At 52.6% G+C, this 18,247-nt stretch carries 14 protein-coding genes and 1 pseudogene; 9 read left to right on the top strand and 6 right to left on the bottom strand.

Translation table 11 applies throughout. The features are described from left to right. Window positions 1-5,566 (bottom strand): Ig-like domain-containing protein (locus tag KWG64_RS25140; RefSeq protein ID WP_218523456.1); only part of this gene is annotated, 5,566 nt, incomplete at its 3' end. A 108-nt stretch (window positions 5,567-5,674) separates the two neighbouring features. Continuing rightward, window positions 5,675-6,901: a TolC family outer membrane protein gene (locus tag KWG64_RS25145; protein ID WP_229893485.1), complete on the bottom strand. Its 1,227-nt coding sequence runs from the start codon at window positions 6,899-6,901 to the stop codon at window positions 5,675-5,677. 1,234 nt (window positions 6,902-8,135) lie between these two features. Here KWG64_RS25145 and KWG64_RS25150 point away from each other — a divergent pair. Then, entirely contained in the window at window positions 8,136-8,720 is a 585-nt protein-coding gene (locus tag KWG64_RS25150) for a hypothetical protein (protein WP_218523457.1), read from the top strand. A gap of 56 nt (window positions 8,721-8,776) precedes the next feature. Here KWG64_RS25150 and KWG64_RS25155 read toward each other — a convergent pair whose 3' ends face one another. After that, window positions 8,777-9,391 (bottom strand): LuxR C-terminal-related transcriptional regulator, encoded by a 615-nt coding sequence (locus KWG64_RS25155; RefSeq protein ID WP_218523458.1) that lies wholly within the window; start codon window positions 9,389-9,391, stop codon window positions 8,777-8,779. Between the two features lie 620 nt (window positions 9,392-10,011). Here KWG64_RS25155 and KWG64_RS25160 point away from each other — a divergent pair. The 8 genes from KWG64_RS25160 (at window position 10,012) to KWG64_RS25195 (ending at window position 16,595) form a co-directional block, all read left to right on the top strand. After that, window positions 10,012-10,650 carry an NAD(P)H-dependent oxidoreductase gene (locus tag KWG64_RS25160; RefSeq protein ID WP_218523466.1) on the top strand — a complete coding sequence of 213 codons (639 nt, stop codon included), beginning with the start codon at window positions 10,012-10,014 and terminating at the stop codon, window positions 10,648-10,650. A 727-nt stretch (window positions 10,651-11,377) separates the two neighbouring features. After that, a complete protein-coding gene (locus KWG64_RS25165; RefSeq protein ID WP_195815349.1) occupies window positions 11,378-12,229 on the top strand; it encodes a MurR/RpiR family transcriptional regulator in 852 nt (283 codons plus the stop codon). A gap of 251 nt (window positions 12,230-12,480) precedes the next feature. After that, the gene (locus KWG64_RS25170) at window positions 12,481-13,317 is read left to right on the top strand and encodes a transporter substrate-binding domain-containing protein (RefSeq protein WP_218523459.1); all 837 of its coding nucleotides are present in this window, start codon (window positions 12,481-12,483) and stop codon (window positions 13,315-13,317) included. Between the two features lie 3 nt (window positions 13,318-13,320). Then, window positions 13,321-13,950, top strand: a complete 630-nt coding sequence (locus KWG64_RS25175) for a DUF1989 domain-containing protein (RefSeq protein WP_218523460.1) — start codon at window positions 13,321-13,323, stop codon at window positions 13,948-13,950. Then, window positions 13,934-14,581 carry an urea carboxylase-associated family protein gene (locus tag KWG64_RS25180; protein ID WP_218523461.1) on the top strand — a complete coding sequence of 216 codons (648 nt, stop codon included), beginning with the start codon at window positions 13,934-13,936 and terminating at the stop codon, window positions 14,579-14,581. Before KWG64_RS25175 ends, KWG64_RS25180 begins: the two co-directional genes overlap by 17 nt. A 3-nt stretch (window positions 14,582-14,584) precedes the next feature. After that, complete coding sequence (locus KWG64_RS25185) at window positions 14,585-15,238, top strand: amino acid ABC transporter permease (protein ID WP_195815345.1); 654 nt, start codon at window positions 14,585-14,587, stop codon at window positions 15,236-15,238. After that, the gene (locus tag KWG64_RS25190; RefSeq protein ID WP_218523462.1) at window positions 15,238-15,903 is read left to right on the top strand and encodes an amino acid ABC transporter permease; all 666 of its coding nucleotides are present in this window, start codon (window positions 15,238-15,240) and stop codon (window positions 15,901-15,903) included. Before KWG64_RS25185 ends, KWG64_RS25190 begins: the two co-directional genes overlap by 1 nt. 14 nt (window positions 15,904-15,917) lie before the next feature. Continuing rightward, window positions 15,918-16,595 (top strand): DUF1989 domain-containing protein, encoded by a 678-nt coding sequence (locus KWG64_RS25195; RefSeq protein WP_218523463.1) that lies wholly within the window; start codon window positions 15,918-15,920, stop codon window positions 16,593-16,595. A 338-nt stretch (window positions 16,596-16,933) separates the two neighbouring features. Here the strand turns inward: KWG64_RS25195 and KWG64_RS25200 are convergent, their stop codons facing one another. The 3 genes and pseudogenes from KWG64_RS25200 to KWG64_RS25210 all read right to left on the bottom strand — a co-directional run. Next, on the bottom strand, window positions 16,934-17,392 hold the full coding sequence (locus KWG64_RS25200; protein ID WP_218523464.1) for a hypothetical protein: 459 nt from the start codon (window positions 17,390-17,392) through the stop codon (window positions 16,934-16,936). Between the two features lie 104 nt (window positions 17,393-17,496). Beyond that, a complete protein-coding gene (locus KWG64_RS25205) occupies window positions 17,497-17,739 on the bottom strand; it encodes a hypothetical protein (protein ID WP_218523465.1) in 243 nt (80 codons plus the stop codon). 204 nt (window positions 17,740-17,943) lie between these two features. Next, window positions 17,944-18,247 (bottom strand): annotated as a pseudogene (locus tag KWG64_RS25210) (hypothetical protein); the annotation flags it as partial.

Below are 18,247 nucleotides of genomic sequence, written 5' to 3' on the forward strand. Positions count from 1 at the left end.
GCACAACGTGCGTGGTGTTGCCGGTGTTGCCCGCCGCGTCGGTGCTGCTGGCGGTCAGGGTGTAATCCGCTTCGCCCAGTTTTGCGACATCGGCAGCAGGAACGTTCAGCGTCCATGCGCCGTTCGTGACGGTTGCGGTGTAGTTCTGGCCGTTAAAGTTCAGGGTAACCGTTGTGCCATCCGCGCCGTCGCTGGTGCCGCTGACGGTCAGCGCTTCGCCTTTTTCCACGGCGTTAATGACGTCGTCTGCCGCCACGGTATTAATCGTCAGTACCGGAGAAACGGTGTCCACGGTAACCGCGTGAGACGCTGCGCCGTCGTTGCCCGCCGCGTCTTTCACGGTGGCGGCAACGGTGTAGCTGCCGTCCGCCAGCCCGCTGACCACGTCAGCCGGAACGCCGATGCTCCACTTGCCGCTGGCGTCGACGACTGCGGTGTAAGAAACACCGTTGATCTCAACCGTCACCAGCCCGCCCGCAGGCACGCCCGTGCTGCTGCCGGAGATCATCAGGTTCTGCTGATGTTCCTGCGCGTTAATAATGTCGTCGCCGGAAATCGTGTTGATGGTCAGCGTTGGCGCAGTCACATCCACCAGCAAAGAACCATTCGCGCTTGCGCCGTTGCCTGCGATATCGGTAACAACCGCACTGACCGGATAGGTGCCGCCAGCCATTGCTGCCGCGTCGGCTGCCGGAACGGAGGTGCTCCAGGTGCCGTCCGCCGCCACGGTCGCGGTGTAGGTCTGGCCGTTCAGCGTGATCGTGACAACCTGACCGGCTTCCGCCGTAGACGTGCCGCTCAGCACAACGTCCGCGCCYGCTTCCGCGCTGTTSAGCACGTTGTCACCGGCRATGACGTTGATGGTCAGCGYTGGCGCAGACGCATCCACTTCCGCCGTATTCGCCGCGCTCGCGCTGTTGCCTGCCACGTTAGTSACKSTSGCGGTTGCAGTGACGTCGCCGTCTTTCAGGGAAGTCATGTCGCCCGCCGGAACSGTSACGCTCCAGCTGCCGTCWGCCTGMACCTGCGCCGTGTAGTTGTGSCCCGCAAAGTTCACGGTMACGGTCTGGCCTGCTTCCACGTTCTGCGTGGTGCCGGTCAGCGTCAGATCTGCCGCTTTTTCAGCTGCATTAATGATGTCGTCGGCCGCGATGGTATCGACGGAGATCGCCACGCTGCTTAAATCGACAGTCACGTTATTGGAAATGGTGACGGTATTACCGGACGMATCAGAGCCGGTCACGCTGATATTGAGCGCGCCCGCTGGCCAGTTCGCCACATCCGCCGCCGGAACGGCCGCAGACCATGCGCCGTTCGCGCCGACCGTTGCGTGATAATCGATRCCGTTAACGGTGACSGTCACGCTGCTGCCCGSYGCGATATCCGAGCTGGTGCCGCTGATGATCTGGTTTTGCTGAATTTCGATGCTGTTGACGATGTCGTCGCCCGCAACGGTATCAATACGCAGACCCGGCAGACCGGCGTCGATGTTGATTTCACGGTCATTCGACGCGGTGTTGCCGTGCTGATTGGTCACGCTTGCGCTGACGGTCAGATCGCCGTCGCCGAACCCTTTCAGGTCAGCCGAAGGCACGCTGACGCTCCAGCTCAGATCGCCCTGAACCGTTGCATTATATGACTTGCCGCCAAGTGTGATGGTGACGATATCGCCTGCCGCCGCATTAGTGACCTTGCCGCTGATCAGCTGATCCGCGTTGATTTCGGTCGCGTTGATGACGTTATCGGTCGCCACCGGATTGATGCTCACGGTCGGCAGCGAACTGTCTACCAGCACAACGTGCGTGGTGTTGCCGGTGTTGCCCGCCGCGTCGGTGCTGCTGGCGGTCAGGGTGTAATCCGCTTCGCCGAGTTTCGCGACGTCTGCCGCCGGAACGTCGAGCGTCCATGCRCCGTTGGATACGRTYGCGGTGTAGTTCTGGCCGTTGAAGTTCAGGGTAACAATTGTRCCGTCCGCGCCGTCGCTGGTGCCGCTGACGGTCAGCGCTTCGCCTTTTTCCACGGCGTTAATGACGTCGTCTGCCGCCACGGTATTGATGGTCAGCACCGGAGAAACGGTATCGACGGTAACCGCATGAGACGCCGCGCCGTCGTTGCCYGCCGMRTCTTTCACGGTGGCGGTGACGGTGTAGCTGCCGTCGGTRATCGCACTGACAGCAGCAGCCGGAACGCCGGTGCTCCAGTTGCCGCTGGCRTCRACCACTGCGGTGTAAGAAACGCCGTTGATTTCGACYGTCACCAGCCCGCCYGCAGGCACGCCSGTGCTGCTGCCGGAGATCATCAGGTTCTGCTGATGTTCYTGCGCRTTAATAATGTCGTCGCCGGAAATCGTGTTGATGGTCAGCGTTGGCGCAGTCACRTCCACCAGCAARGARCCRYTSGCGCTKGCGCCGTTRCCSGCRATRTCRGTMACMGTTGCGCTCACGGRATAGGTGCCGTCAGCCATAGCTGCCGCGTCGGCTGCCGGAACGGAGGTGCTCCAGGTGCCGTCTGCCGCCACGGTCGCGGTGTAGGTCTGGCCGTTCAGCGTGATCGTGACAATCTGACCCGCTTCGGCGGTTGACGTCCCGCTCAGGACAACGTCTGCGCCCGCTTCCGCACTGTTGAGTACGTTGTCACCGGCGATGGTGTTCATTGTGATCGTCGGCGCAAGAGTATCGACCGTTGCATCCTGCGCGGCGCTGGCACTGTTGCCCGCCACGTTGGTTACGCTGACGCTGACGGTGGTGTCGCCCTCTTTCAGGGTGCGGAGATCGGCGGCAGGAACGGTCACGCTCCAGCTGCCATCGGCCTGTACGGTCGCGGAATAACTGCCACCGGCAAAGTTTACGGTGACATTCTGCCCCGCTTCCACGTTCTGCGTGGTGCCGGTCAGCGTCAGGTCTGCGGCTTTTTCTGCTGCATTAATGATGTTATCTGCCGCGATGGTATCGACGGAAATCGCCACACTGCTCAGATCAACGGTCACGTTGTTGGAGATGGTGACGGTGTTACCGGACGCATCAGAGCCGGTCACGGTGATCGCTAACTGACCTGCTGGCCAGTTCGCCACATCCGCTGCCGGAACGGCCGCAGACCATGCGCCGTTCACGCCAACGGTAGCCTGATAATCGATACCGTTAACCGTGACGGTGACGCTGCTGCCCGCCGCGATATCCGAGCTAGTGCCGCTGATGATCTGGTTTTGCTGGATCTCGATGCTGTTGACGATGTCGTCGCCCGCAACGGTATCCATACGCAGACCCGGCAGACCGGCGTCGATCACGATTTCGCGGTCCACGGTGCCGGTATTGCCATTCTGGTTGGTCACGGTGGCGGTGATATTCAGATCGCCGTCGCCGAAGCCTTTCAGGTCAGCGGAAGGCACGCTGACGCTCCAGCTCAGGTCATCCTGAACCGTAGTGGTGTAAGAATTTCCGCCCACGGTGACAGTGACAACATCACCGGCTGCGGCATTCGAGACTTTACCGCTGACAATCTGCGCGGCTTCAATTTCGGTTGCATTAATGATGTCATCGCCCGCGGTCACCGCAATAGTGACAACCGGAAGCGCGGAATCCACGAGGACGTTGTGCGTCGTGTTGCCGGTGTTACCTTCGGCGTCCGTGCTGGTGGCGGAAAGCTGGTAGTTGGCTTCGCCGAGTTTCGATACATCGGAAGCAGGCACGGTAACCGACCAGTTTCCGCCGTTAATGGTGCCGGAATAAGTCACGCCGTTGAGCGTCAGGCTGACCGGCGTGCCGTCGGCGCTGTTGCTGGTACCGGTGATGACCAGTGCTTCGCTTTTCCCGATGGCGTTGATCACATCATCAAGCGCAACGGTGTTGATCGCCAGTTCCGGGACTTCTGAAGACACCAGCACCGCAGTGTTCTGCGAGCCGGTGTTGCCCGCTTTATCGGTAATGCTGACGCTGATCGGGTAACTGCCATCGGCGACGGCGCTGAAAACAGACGACGGCAAACCGACGCTCCAGGAGCCATCGGCCGCGACGGTGGTGGTGTAAGTCTGCCCATTGACGACCAGCGTGACCGTGTCGCCCGCTTCTGCGCCGGTGCTGGTGCCGCTGACGATTTGCGCCTGAGTCTGTTCAGCGCTGTTGAGGATATTATCCCCGGCAATGGTGTTGATGGTGATCACCGGAACCGTGGTATCGACGCGCAAATCTTGCGTCGCAGTCGTGCTGTTACCGGCCGCATCGCTGACCGACGCGCTGACGGCAACATTACCGTCCTGAAGCGCGCCCGCCTGTGCCGCAGGCAGGTTAACTGACCAGTTGCCGTCTGCGCCGACAATGGCGGTGTACGTCTGGCCGTTCAGGTAGATCGTCACGATCTGGCCCGCTTCCGCCGTTGAAGTACCGCTCAGCACAACGTCTGCGCCCGCTTCGGCCGCATTAAGAATATTATCGCCCGCCAGTGTGCCGATGGTCAGCGAAGGAGGCTGAGTATCAACATTCAGGGTAGAGTTTGAAGTGATGGTATTGCCTGCGGAATCCACACCGCTGACCTGCACGGAATGCACGCCATCCGCCAGTGCGCTGACACTGGCCTGCGGAACACTGACTGACCATGAGCCGTCTGCGCCCACGGTGGTTTGCCAGCTTGTGCCATTCAGGGTCACGGTAACCGTGGTGCCTGCGGCCAGGTTGTCACTTTTGCCGGAAATCGTCACATCTGCCGCGGCTTCTGCGGCATTGAGCACGTTGTCACTGGCGATGGTGTCAATGGTCAGCGCGGAAGGGGTCGTCACGACATTCAGCGTGATGGTGCCCGCCGTGGTGGTGGAACCGTTGCTTTCCTGCACCACAATGTAAGTGTGCGTACCGGCAGACTGCGCCGCCAGTTGGGCGGTCCACTGACCGTTTGCGCCGACCACTGCAGTAGCAATGATGTTGCCGCTGCTGTCCACAATCGAGATGTCCGCGCCCGGATAACCGGTACCGGTAAAGGTCGGGCGAGTGTCGTCGGTGATGTCCCGGTCGGCAAGAATGCCCTGCTTGTCGCCCTGCGTATCGGTGACGAGGAACGTCGGCTGCGCCACTTCAACATCTTTCGTGTTATCAATGACTTTGGTTTTTTCATCCGTGCCGCCGCCGTGCCCCAGCAAAGCGCCAGCAGCACCCGCGCCGAGCACGCCCGCGAGCAAATACGGCCATTCGACCGTGACTTCAGTGCTGCTCAGCAACAGCGGTTCAATACCCGCCAGCGGCGTTTCAACCGCGTGAAGAGCGAAGGCAGGCGTATCATGAGCCACAGCGGCATCCGGGAAACTGACTTCCGTCAGCCCCTGGTTTTCATCCTGAAAGACCAGTTTATTCTCGTCGTCCTGTCCGATATTCTCGAAATATCCTACGCAACGAATAACGGAGCCGTCCTTCATGTGAATAATCAGGTCATTCCCGTTACGTTCATAGCTGGCAACATCTTTTGCCGAGCCATGAATAACGACAATGCCGGATTCATTCATTGCGACAGCTGCATTCCCTTGTGCAGTAAACTCATTTTTCAATGATGTTTTACGAGAGATAATATCCATGACTCTGCTCATGATATTTTCCTTTATCCTTATTATGCCTGATAGGTGTTATTCCAATGCTTATGCGAGCCACTGGCTATTAAATAACAAAACGTTTATTGACAAACATTTAATAACAAATCATTTCAAGTCCGGTAAAGATTGCTTCGCGCCCTGATTAATACCCAACTGCGGTAATAAATCATTGACGGCGGTGGCGTAATTTACCAGCGAATATCCGCTGTCATATTTCGCACTGATTTGTGAAAACTTCGCCTGGAATACATCCTGTTCGACGCTCAGCAAATCATTTAAGGTGCGCTGGTTAAGCTTATATTCGCTTTTGTACACATCACGCGAGCGTACAGAATCCTGCAATTGTTCGGCGCTGGCCTGCGCCTGCCCTTCGGCTCCTGCCCAATTGGCATAAGCCACTGACGCTTTTTGCAGAATATCGAGCTTGGCCTGATCAACGACCGTCCCGGCGATATTTTTCCGCCCTTCGGCCTGGCTTACACGCGCAGATACCGCGCCTCCCTGATAAAGCGGCGCACTGACGTGTAACTGAATCTGATTATTCCAGTACGGATCATTTTTGGTTTCATAACGCGTACGGTTTGCCTGCAAACTCAGCGTCGGCAAATAATCAGATTTTGCTTTACTCACTTCATAAGAAGCGGATTCTTTTTGTGCCTGTGCATAAAGCACCGTCGGAATTTTGGAATAATCAATGTTGTTTGGCATCACCGGCGCACTGAATTTATCGGCGGCAAAAGGCTTATAAGATTTCGCGTCCACGCCGGTGAGCGCGGTTAATTGTGCTTTCGCCGCGGATAAACTCGCCTGATATTGTTTCAGCGTCGAGCGCATGCCGGAAATACGCGACTGCGCCTGCAATACGTCGGAACGGGTGGTTAACCCGGCGTCAGAACGTAAAGAGGACATTCTTCTGACGTCTTCCAGCGCGCGGATATTCTCTTCCACCGCCTGCGTAAGCTCCTGATATTTCAACACGTCCAGATACGCCGTGGCCGTTTGCTCTGCGACGTCGGACATTGTTGCCAGCAATTTGTAGCGGTAGCTTTCCTCAGAAGATTTCTGCTGATTCACGCTGGCATTGGTTTTGCCGAAATCGTAAATCAGCTGCGACAAGGTCATACCGTACGCAGCCGCATTGTTAAGGCTGTTTGAGAAATCCTGCTGCGTTGAGCTACCGGTATTGGCGTTCAGTCCCACCTGCGGGTACCACGCGCTCTGCGCTTCGCGGATCTGCGCCTGGCCGATCCCCATCTGGTACGCCTGCTGTGTGACCGACGGGCTGCGGGAAAAAGCCTGCAAGATCGCCGTTTTCAGGTCCACTGACTCCATCCCTCTCAGGGAAGGTGCTGAGGCCCATTCTGTTCCCCCTTTTGTAACATCCGCATGGGTTACAAATGGCAGAGCCAGGCATACAGTTAAAACGCTTAACTTTCCTGCGACTTTTCTGATTGAATTTTTCATCTGACACTCCTGTCATTTTCCTTGCCGGAAACATCCTGGTGCAGCCTTCGCACAGTTTCCGGAACCCACATCCCATCTGACTTTCAGGGGTATTATTGCAATGTTCCTGACACAGAAAAAGCCGTCCTAAAGTACCAAATCCGTTTGAAACACATTGATGGGAGGCGAATATTCCTATTAAAAATATTCATGCCATGTATGGATTAATCTTAAAAATCAGGATGTTATTTTTCTAACATAAGGGAAAATTCTGATAACCAAAAATGGTCTGAGGGATGGCAATTTGATTACAACAGCGACATTAACATTACAAAAATCGGTCACTTCCTAGGGAAATTTGCGGAATCCTTACAAATAAATGCGGGTGAATTTGCATTATTTTGCGGTTTTGGGACGAAAAATACGCTGCCTGGGTGAGATTATTCTGAGTAAAAATCCCCGAATTTTCCTCTTAATCATTTCAGCTAGAGGTGAAGAAACAGCGCAATAATAATCGGGTAAACAGTTAAGAGAATTTCATGCTCTGGCGGAATTATCGTTCAGAGATCGCCGTAATAATAAAGCCAGCAGGAAGCGATTCTCAGGTTCTTGTTTGGTGACAAAGACAGCAGCATGAAATGACGCTATATTGGTATGACAAAACCAATGTCATATCGCCCTCTCAGCTTTCGTTTGCATTTTTAAATGAAAGTTCCCCGCGCAAATGAGTATCAGTCAACGACGCTATGACGATAATATTCATACATGCATTTGAGATGCGTCAAAACTCTCTATAGATTTATCGATTAATGTATAACCACGTCAGCTTTATGGAGTAGTCTAAGATTATTTAAGTATTATATGTAGAAACGAAAAATAGTCCTAAACGGGTAACATAAACCCTTCTCTTGTTTGATGATTAATTTTGATTTTCAATGGGTTAGGAGAATAATCCGAGAATATTTAATTACATTATAAGAAATTAATAACCTTGGGTTACATTGACGGTAGGATCCATAATATATATTATGATCACAGGCATATTGGATGGTAATAACAGAGGCAAACTATCGGACATATGCAATGTCTTTACGGAGAGCGATTCATTTAAAGGAATGAATTAATGATGCGCATTGCACTTATTGACTCATGCACATTCACGTATAGCGGGCTAAAGCATTTATTTACTTTAACCCATATACCTAAAAGCATAACTTTCAATCAAATCAGTGCGGAGGAAGCGCTAGACAGAAGCAATGAGAACTACGACATCTATATAATTGAACCGGGTGAAGTGAGTTTCGAATTTAATATCGATAAGTTTATTTATAATCTGAAGTCTATGAGCCTGGTCAGCAGCAAGTTTGTTATTTTGAGCGATAATGTGATTGTGAACAGTCGCCTGGCCGATTTTCACTTATGCAAAGCGCATGCCTTCTCGAAGAGCTACTTCTTCTTTGACAGCCTGCTGACCGAGAAGTATGACGCGATACGCCCTTTTGTAGAGGATTATCTCCTCTCGAAAAACGAAGCGATTTTGCTGCGGTGCTTATCAAAAGACCCGACAATGAAAAATATTGAGAAAATCACGTCGATTCCCATGTCGAATCTTTATTACTATAAATACAGCGCCATGAAAAAGCTTAAACTGAAGAATACCAAAGAGCTCTTCAGTTACCTCAACCGGGTGCTTAATCACTCCCTCTGACCCACAGCCTGGCTTGATATAAGCCAGGTTATTGTACCTGGCTTATTGCATCAGGTTTATTGCATCAGGTATTTGTACAACTCAATCGAGTTTTTCAGCCCCAGCTTCTTCATCGCATTCCGCTTATGCGTACTAATCGTCTTACAGCTCCGCCCTAATTTCTGCGCAACATTGGCATTGGTCTTCATGGTTTTAATTTCCATCAAAACTTCCCATTCCGTGGCCGTTAAAAATTTTTGCGAAGACTGCGCGGATGTCGCTTTCTTTTGTTGAAAATAAGGGCTAATCGCCCGCTGATAATTCAAATCAGAGGCACCGGTAATAAGCATTTTCCTGAGCACGGAGATTTCCTCCTGCTCTGAGATAATCATATCAATGCTTTCATCAGACAGTTGCGCCAGTTTATCATTTTGCTCAATTTTAGTGACGACAATGACCCGAGGTGGAATATAAAGGAAATTCATTCTCCGGATAAATTTCATGACCGCATTGAAATCATCCGAGGCATCCTGAACCTCGAGAATAATACTGTCGATCCCCGTCCCTATTCCTGAATTGTAAAATTCAGCCAGTGAACTGAACGAGTGTGTTTTTAAATCAAGCTGATTCAGAACAGCCGAAATTGCCAGCCGTTCATAATAACCTGAATGAATTATCACTGTTTGTTTCATTAATCATTCCGTTGGTAATACTTTCCGTTTATCTCCCTTTCAGGGGAAAATTCTTAGACACCCTGAATGCATCGCAATCTTAATTCGGGATATTTTCCCTGTCGATATTTTGATAATTTCAAGCGTCTCGTTAGGATTTTTACAGTCATATCATAAAAATCCATGAATTGATTACGATTCATCATTAATTGATTATCAATCAAGTGACGTGTGAAATAATTCACTGAAATACCCCCATCAAGTCAGAACCTTATTCTTTATAGTCTTTGCGTGCTTTAAAAATTTTGTCTGATTGACATTGTTTTTTCGCGCTCACTTCTGATCAATAAATCCGCACATTTCAGCCGAAATTGATCACAAACAAGCGCAAAGCGTTTTTTGCTGCAAATATTCTAAGAATTTTAGAGTTTATGAGGCGAAATATCTGAGTTGTGGATCAGTTGGTGTTTTCAGCACGAAATGTTTGAAACACGTCATGCAGAAACGTGATCCGGACGTGGCAGGGCTCAAATCCATAAAACACGAAGGACCGGATAATGCGAATATCGGCAAGTATTTGGGGAAATGACTTCACGGGCGATTAAGCCTGCGGTTCCAAACTTATCCTTCAGGAAAAAATGATGACGACCTTAAACGACAGACTGGCATGGCGCTACGCCACTAAAAAATTCGACCCAACCAAAACTGTACCGGCAGACAAGCTTGAACGCATCATCGAGGCCGTCCGTCTTGCGCCTACCTCCAGCGGCCTGCAACCGTTTGAGCTGTTTGTCGTCACCAACCCGGAAGTTCGCGAAAAAATCCGCGCCGTTGCGTGGAATCAGGCACAGGTTACCGACAGTTCTCACCTGCTGGTCTTCGCCGCCTGGGATGACATCACCGAAGAACGCGTAAACATGATGTTCGACCTGACCAACGACGTGCGCGGTTTCGTCAATGAAGGCTGGGAAAACTATCGCAAAATGCTGCTGGGGATTGTCGCTGAACGCGGTACCGAAGCTAACTATCAGGCCGCCGCCCGTCAGGCTTACATCGGTCTGGGCGCTGCGTTAATCGCCGCTGCTTTCGAAGAAGTGGACGCCACCCCGATGGAAGGTTTTGACCCGGCAGCCGTCGATGAAATCCTCGGTCTGAAAGAGAAAAACCTTCGCAGCGTGATCATTCTGCCAATCGGCTATCGCGCACACGAAGGCGACTGGCTGGTGAACCTGAAGAAGGTACGCAGGAGTCGTGAGAATTTTGTGACTGAAATTAAGTAAACAGTGGGGGGCCGCCCGAACTGGACTTTAGTCAAAATAAAATTCAAGGTCGTGGGCGTCCGCCCACACCGCTAAAACCATGGGTTGCCACCCAAACTGGCCTTAAGAGGCGCCTATCGCCGCGCCTCTTAAGAATCTCCGGCTCTTTCACTGCGCGCTATCGCTCGCTGGCTATGTTTCAGCAACTTCTGCTATTGCCGCAAAATCCCGCCGCTGCGCGGTGCCTTCCAGTCGGATTACAAACCGCGCGAAAAAAATACGCGGTTTTCCACCTCTCCTTTCAGCGTGATTTTTGAAAGCGGCCACTGACTATGTAATTCGGAAGAATGATGTAGGGTAGTTTTGATTTTGAATTTAAAAAGCCTCCGGCCGCTTTCAGAAAGCTTGCTGAGTGAGTGTTTCGAGACCGTGGGCTCGAAGACCGAAATGAAGGAACCGCGCAGCGGCAAGTTTTCGCGGCAAAAGCTGTGGCTGCTGAAACTTAGTCAGCAAGCGATAGCGCGTGTTGAAAAAAGCGAGGAGGGATGCAAGGGAGGAAAAGCACTTTCCTCCCTTGCTCGGTTTCGGCACCAGCCGCTGAGCGATCACTGCAATTGAAAAACCGAAATTTTCTCGATCCTGTTAAAAAGCCAACTCGGCGCTGACCGACATCCCCCCTCTTTCATTTACCTGATGACAACCCGGCACGTTCTGTGCAGGATCAGATTTTTATTTCCGGGGATCATCCATGAACGCAAAAACGGCATCGTTAGAAGGCCGTATCCGCCAGCATTGGGATCAGCTCTCTTTGCACGAACAGCGTCTGGCCGATGTCTTGCTGGCAGCGCCGGGTCAGTTAGCCATGAATACGGCAACAGAACTGGCGCAGAGCGCGGGGGTTTCCAAAGCCACCGCGACGCGGTTTTTCCGTCATATTGGCTATGAAAGTTATGATGCCGCCCGCCGTCAGGCGCGTGAAATGCAAAACAGCGGCTCCCCGCTGTATCTTCAGGCTGTGCCCAGCGCTTCCCCCCTTGATACATTGATACAAAATCATCTGGAAAAAGAAGTCTCCAGTCTGGTGAATACGTTCCGTTCGCTGGAAACGGAACAACTGGAAGCCTGCGTGGAGACGATTGCCCGCGCGCGGCGCGTTGTGGTGATGGGCTGGCGCCACAGTCAGACCATCGCCATGCTGATTTACCGCGATCTTGTTCATATTCATCCCGATGTCCAGCTGCTGCCGCGTGCCGGGGATTCTCTGGCGGAACATCTGGCCATGCTCGGCCCGCAGGATATCGTGATTTGCGTGGGCCTCCGCCGCCGCATGCCTGCACTGGAAACGGCCATGAACGCCCTGCACGAAATGCATGTGCCGATGCTGTATATCTCCGATGTGCTGGCCGGTAAACCGGCGAAACATGCCAACTGGGTGCTGCGCTGCCACACCGATGTAAACCTGATTTTTGACAGCACCGTCGCCCTCTCCGGCGTCTGTAATCTGCTTTGCTCACTGGTCGCCCGCAGTATGGGGAAAACCGGCAGCTACCATCTCGCCACTATCGAAACCCTGCACCAAAGCCTCGACGAGCTGGAATAATGCGCTGTTACAGCGCACAGTTTGCGCAGTTTCTCACCAAATCAGTGCAGCGGCGTTTACGGACGTCGCTTTTTTTTCGGTTGACATGAAATCCGAGAAATTAAAATATCAAACAAAGAAACATTTGTTTCTTATTGATTCACTGAGAAAAAAGGGTTTCCTGCTGAGATTACCGTGTCATCCATCAGAAAACTGGCACGGAATCTGCTCTGGTAGGAATGACATTTCACCAACACCAGGGAAACACCATAATGAAAAAAACAGCACTGCTGATCGCCACTTTGCTCACGCTCGGCGCAGCAACAGCCGCTCAGGCTGATACTTTGTCAGACATTAAAAGCAGCGGAAAAATCACCGTCGGCATCGACCCGACCTTCCCGCCTTATGAGTTCACCAACGATAAAGGCGAAATCACCGGTTACAGCGTGGCCATCATGGAGTCGTTCGCCAAAGACCTCGGCGTGAAACTGGAGTTTCAGAAAACGGCGTTCAGCGGCATTTTGCCTGGCCTGATTTCAGGGTCATTCAATGCCGAAGGTTCTTCCCTGAATGTGACCGCCGAGCGCGCCAAAAAAGTGCTGTTCACCACGCCTTACAGCAAAACCGTCAACGGTGTGCTGATGCGTGAAAACGAAGCGAAAAAGTTCAGCAGCAAAAAGCTGACGCCTGACGATCTCTCCGGGCTGAGCGGCGCGGTAAAAAGCGCCAGCGTGCCGGAACAGTTGCTGAAAGGCTTTAACGAAACGCTGGCTAAAGAAGGCAAAAAGCCCATCACGATTATCAGCGTTGATACGCTCGATCAGACCGTCAGCACGCTGATGACCAAACGCGCCGACTTCGTTTATGACGATATTTCGGTACTCGCGCCAATTGTTAAAAAATACCCGAATAAAGTGGTGCAGGTCGGCGAGGCCGGGCCGTCGCAGTGGATGGCGTGGGCCACACGTAAGGACGATGTCAGCCTGAACAAAGCCATCAGCGATCACATTCTGGCGATGCAAAAAGATGGCGAGCTTTCGGCGCTGCAAAAACAGTATCTCGGCACCACGTTTACCGTGCCCGCCAGCGATTTCATCCCTCAGGAGTAAGTTATGTGCCAATCAACGCTGACGGTGCCTGCCGGTCACGGCAAAACCTTTGAGGTGAAAAAAGGCCAGTTTATTACCGTCACAGACACCGGAGGGCAACAGGCCGCAGACTTTGTGGCGGTGAATGCGGACGATCTCAGCGAGAAGCTTTCGCCGGTGCATACGCGCCAGCATCTGCGCTCGCTGTTCTTCAAACCCGGCGACGCGCTGTGGTCGAGTGAAAACCGCCCGATGCTGCGCATTGTGGCTGACACCATTGGCATTCACGATGCCAATGTTCCGGCCTGCGACCGCACAAGGTTTAGTGTCGATTTCGGCGTGGAAGGCCACCGCAACTGCGTGGATAACCTGCTCGAAGGCATGAAGGCACACGGTGTGACGTATTTCAGCCTGCCGGAGCCGTTCAATCTGTTCCAGAACGGGCCGGTGACCGCCGATGGCCGGATGGAAGTCACGGATCCGAACAGTAAAGCGGGTGACTGCATTGTGTTTGAAGCACTGTGCGACCTGATTTGCGCCGTGTCTTCCTGCCCGCAGGACATCATTCCCGGCAACGGTTTACAGGTCACGCCGATTGATATTCAGGTCAGCAATCATTACCACGGGGAGATTCAGCATGCTGTTAATGCGTGAGGCCTGGGCCGAAAGCGACGTGCGTCCGCTCGCCGCGCCTGTCGAAATCAAAGCCGGAGAAGCAGGTTCCATCCGCGTGCTGCGCGGCCAGTTGCTGCGCATCACCGCGCTGGGCGAAGGCGCCGTGGCGTCGCTGTTTGGTTTCAGCCTGAGCGATCCTGCCGTGTGGCTTTCCGTGCATCATACCCGCGTATTCAGCAACAGCTATCTGCTCGGTTCAGGGATGCGGCTGGTGAATAACCGTCGCCGCCCGGTGATGGTGCTGGGGAAAGACAGCGTGAAACGCCACGACCTGCTGCTGCCGGGATCGACCCGCGCATGGCTGGCACAACAGGGTTATGAAGGTGAAGGCTGCATCGAAGCCGTTCAGGGTGAACTTACGCGGCTAAACATGGACGTGCCGAAACTGCCGGATCCGATCAATCTGTTTATGCACGTCCGTCTGACGCGTGAAGGCGAAATTCTGCCGGAAACCAACCGCACGCAGCCGGGCGACAGCATCACCTGCCGCGTGGTGGCGGACACGCTGTTTATCGCGTCGGCCTGCTGTACCGGCATCGAGGGCAATGATAAACCGGCGCCGCTGCGGCTTTCGGTAGCGGAAAATCTGTCCGCATTCGGCGGGGAGTAACGCATGTTGGGGCTGAGTGAACAGGTGATCGCCGCACTTCCCGAGTTAGGGCATGGCCTGCTGATGACGGTGATCCTGACCGTTCTCGCGGCGCTGCTCAGTATCGTTCTGGGGCAGATTGTCTGTTTTCTCCAGCTTCGCCGTGCATGGCCGTGGCGCGCGTTCGGGCGGCTGTATGTCAGCCTGATGCGCGGCACGCCCGCCATCGTGCAGCTTTTTGTGGTGTTTTTTACCCTGCCGCGTCTGGGGCTGGGCGGGCATCCGATGCTCGCCGCCGTGCTGGCGATCGGGATGAACAGCGGCGCGTACGTCGCGGAGATCCTACGTGTGAACCAGAGTCTCGTGACAAAAGGCCAGCGCGAAGCCGCCCGCACGCTGGGGCTGAGCCGGTGGCTGACGTGGTGGTTTGTGATTAACCCGCAAATCCTGCGCGCCAGCCTGCCGATGCTGGTCAACGAGTTCACCATTTTGCTCAAAACCACCCCGCTGGCGTCGGTAGTGGCACTCACCGAGCTGACCTACGCCGGACAAATTGTGATTGCGCGAACCTATGACGCGACACAAGTTTTACTGCTGGTGTCGGCGGGATATCTGCTGATTGCGCTGCCGCTGATTGGCGCAGTGCGCCATCTGGAAGCGAAACGGAGGGTTGCGTAATGGACTGGCAGGCAATTCTCAGCTCACTGCCGTCGCTGGGCGAAGGCATGGCGGCCACCCTCAAACTTTGCGCCATCGCGGCATTTTGTTCATTGCTGTGGGGCACGCTGATGGCAACCGCGTTAATGCGCGCCCCGCCGTTCTGGCAGCGGATCCTGCGTATTTACACCAGCCTGACGCTGGCGCTGCCGCTATTGATCGTCATTTACCTGCTCTATTTCGTGTTGCCGGAATATGACATCACGTTCACTTCGCCGCAGGTGGGCGTACTGGCGCTGACGTTGTATTACGCGCCGTATATCGCTCAGGTGATCCGCTCTGCCGTTGAGGCGTTGCCGCGCGGCCAGTGGGAAGCCTGCCGGGTTCTGGGGCTGAGCCGCACCGAACAGTTGCGCGATGTAGTGTTACCTCAGACGCTGCCGCAGATGTTGTCGCCGCTTGTCGGGCTGATGATCGGTCTGATTAAAGATTCGGCGCTGCTTTCGATTGTTTCGGTACAGGAATTTATGTACGCCGCCAAACAGGCGATTTCTGATACTTACGCGCCGCTGGAAATCTATCTCACGGTGGCGCTGTGTTACTGGGTGCTGAACAGCCTGATTGACTGGCTGGCGCGCCATATTGAATTTCGCATGACGCGCTATCGTCGCGGCATGCAACATTAACCAGGAGAAAAAACATGTCAGCTGATCTTGAGCATCGCGACGTCCAGCTTATTCCGGCGCGCCACGGCAAAGCGGTGCATCTGAAAAAGGGCGAAGCGGTGCAGGTGGTGAATTTACACGGGACGCAGGTTGTCGATTGCTGGGCGTATAACGCGGCGGACGTCGGCGAATATATGTGCATGGAAGCCACGCGGGTGTGGAATCAGCGGCTGAATCCGCAGGTCGGCGACAGCTTTATCACCAGCCAGCGCCACCCGATTCTCACGCTGGTGGCCGACACGTCGCCGGGCGTCCACGATACCTTTATGGCCGCCTGCGACGCGCGCCGTTATGAACTGCTCGGCTGCACCGAACCGCACCGCAACTGCCACGACAATCTGTTCGAAGGCATGGCGGAGCTGGGCGTACGTTTGCCGCACGGCAATCTGGCGTCGTTTAACATCTTCATGAATATTCAGGTTCAGCCCGATGGCCGCACGCTGAAAACGCTGCCGGTTGTCACACGTCCGGGCGATTACATCATTCTGCGCGCTGAGATGGATTGCTATGTCGCCTTCTCCGCCTGCCCGCAGGATATCGTCAGCATTCAGGGGCAAGGCGATAACACGCCGCGCGACGCCGAACTGCGAATTCTGACAGCGGGATTCCCGCAGGTGAAATTACAGGGAGCGTGGATACCGGAGGGGGTTTGAGGTATCAAACGTTAGGGCAACAATCTGGGTAGCCACCCAAACTGGCTTCAGGCCAAAATCAAGACCTTGGGCTCGCCGCCCAAACTGGCCCAAAGGGCGCGTTAACGCGCGCGCCCTCTGGACACCCGCGCTTTTAACTGCGCGCTACCGCTTGCTGGCTATGTTTCAGTAACTTCTGCTATTGCCGCAAAATCCCGCCGCTGCGCGGTTCCCTTCACTCGGGTTTCAAACCGCGCGAAAAGAGTCGCGGTTTTCCACCTCTCCTTTCAGCGTGATTTTTGAAAGCGGCGAGAGGCTATGTAATTCGGAAGATGTGTTCGATGGATTTATTGATAACATTAATTTTGGCAACCTCTTGTCGCCGTGATTAATTCTATACTTATCGCATGATATCCCCAGACAGTACTGTATTGTTCATAGGCACATGTCTCGGGAGTGACTGCAATATCTGACCAGTAAAACCGCCAAACCAGACCATTTTCCCGTTGTGTATAGCCTTTGCTGATAAAAAATTGCTCTATGATTTTCTGCGCCGCAGGCACATCTTCAATATCACTCCAGGTAATATCATTTTGAGTAAAGCCGTAATTATCATCACCCTGGCTGTAATACGTGACCCGTCCTTGGATATCCGGTGGATCCTTAAAGAGTTTCGGCGTCTCAAAATAGTAATGTACATAATCTGAGGCCGTGTACTCTCTCCCATCAAATGTATCTGCGAGTTTGATGAAAATGTAGATAAATCCAGCGAAAAGTAGAATGATTGAGATGATTAGCCATTTAAATAATTTACACACTTTATAATTTCCGGTCACTAAATTAAAACTGAGGGAGTGAGATTTATAACGACTGGACATAAGCGCATAAAAATTAATTTCCCGTCAGCGAGGAGCATGACAAATTAGTTATAATCAAAGATAACTAAAGTAATTTCATCTCCCACGACTTCCAGAACATAAGTTGTTCCTGAGTGATTTTTAGTATCTTTTTTGATATTATTCTCCTTCATATATACTTCAATTTCCTCTTTAGCCAGATAAACATCCCTGACATGCTTCCATGTAACCTCATCACGGCAATAGCCATAATTATCATCCGCTTGCGTAAAGTACTCTTGTTCATCTGAGATATTTGGCGTATCCATTAATATAGACGGCGTTAGTAAATAATAATCTAAAAAATTCGTTCTGGAATAGGTTTTTCCATCTAACGTGTAAATGATCATAAAATAGAAATAAAGCACAACTAGCAGACAAAAAGCCAGAAATATCAAAATCACTCTTCGAAATAAGTCATATAACATATAAAAGCAATCTTCCAATTTCAAAACATCTGTTAATAGTATCGTTTAAGATCTCAGTTCAAAATAATCCACTGATACCGGATAATGTTGCATCATGTATAACATACGTGGTTTTTTATTATTTTTTATTCCATTATCTTCATCCCAACCTTTCTGCCTCATGGATGAATATATCTCATGATTCATCCTGTTAGAATCAGGAAACAGATCTCTTGCAGGGCTATTTTCAAATCGGTTATAAATAAAATTTTCGGAAAGATCAGTTAGTGGCTTAATGTAGTCAAGCCAAGTAGGTAGAAAACCTTTTCTGGGTAACCCTTTTTTAAGGAGGACTGGTTGTGGAAAAAGT

This window comes from Rahnella sp. PD12R, assembly GCF_019200965.1.
GTDB classification, from domain to species: domain Bacteria; phylum Pseudomonadota; class Gammaproteobacteria; order Enterobacterales; family Enterobacteriaceae; genus Rahnella; species Rahnella laticis.

What these genes read in the sequence shown, in the direction of transcription:
- KWG64_RS25145 (WP_229893485.1), bottom strand. Translation starts at nt 6,901, where the DNA reads ATGGAGTCAGTGGACCTGAAAACGGCGATCTTGCAGGCTTTTTCCCGC.
- KWG64_RS25150 (WP_218523457.1), top strand. Translation starts at nt 8,136, where the DNA reads ATGATGCGCATTGCACTTATTGACTCATGCACATTCACGTATAGCGGG.
- KWG64_RS25155 (WP_218523458.1), bottom strand. Translation starts at nt 9,391, where the DNA reads ATGAAACAAACAGTGATAATTCATTCAGGTTATTATGAACGGCTGGCA.
- KWG64_RS25160 (WP_218523466.1), top strand. Translation starts at nt 10,012, where the DNA reads ATGACGACCTTAAACGACAGACTGGCATGGCGCTACGCCACTAAAAAA.
- KWG64_RS25165 (WP_195815349.1), top strand. Translation starts at nt 11,378, where the DNA reads ATGAACGCAAAAACGGCATCGTTAGAAGGCCGTATCCGCCAGCATTGG.
- KWG64_RS25170 (WP_218523459.1), top strand. Translation starts at nt 12,481, where the DNA reads ATGAAAAAAACAGCACTGCTGATCGCCACTTTGCTCACGCTCGGCGCA.
- KWG64_RS25175 (WP_218523460.1), top strand. Translation starts at nt 13,321, where the DNA reads ATGTGCCAATCAACGCTGACGGTGCCTGCCGGTCACGGCAAAACCTTT.
- KWG64_RS25180 (WP_218523461.1), top strand. Translation starts at nt 13,934, where the DNA reads ATGCTGTTAATGCGTGAGGCCTGGGCCGAAAGCGACGTGCGTCCGCTC.
- KWG64_RS25185 (WP_195815345.1), top strand. Translation starts at nt 14,585, where the DNA reads ATGTTGGGGCTGAGTGAACAGGTGATCGCCGCACTTCCCGAGTTAGGG.
- KWG64_RS25190 (WP_218523462.1), top strand. Translation starts at nt 15,238, where the DNA reads ATGGACTGGCAGGCAATTCTCAGCTCACTGCCGTCGCTGGGCGAAGGC.
- KWG64_RS25195 (WP_218523463.1), top strand. Translation starts at nt 15,918, where the DNA reads ATGTCAGCTGATCTTGAGCATCGCGACGTCCAGCTTATTCCGGCGCGC.
- KWG64_RS25205 (WP_218523465.1), bottom strand. Translation starts at nt 17,739, where the DNA reads ATGGATACGCCAAATATCTCAGATGAACAAGAGTACTTTACGCAAGCG.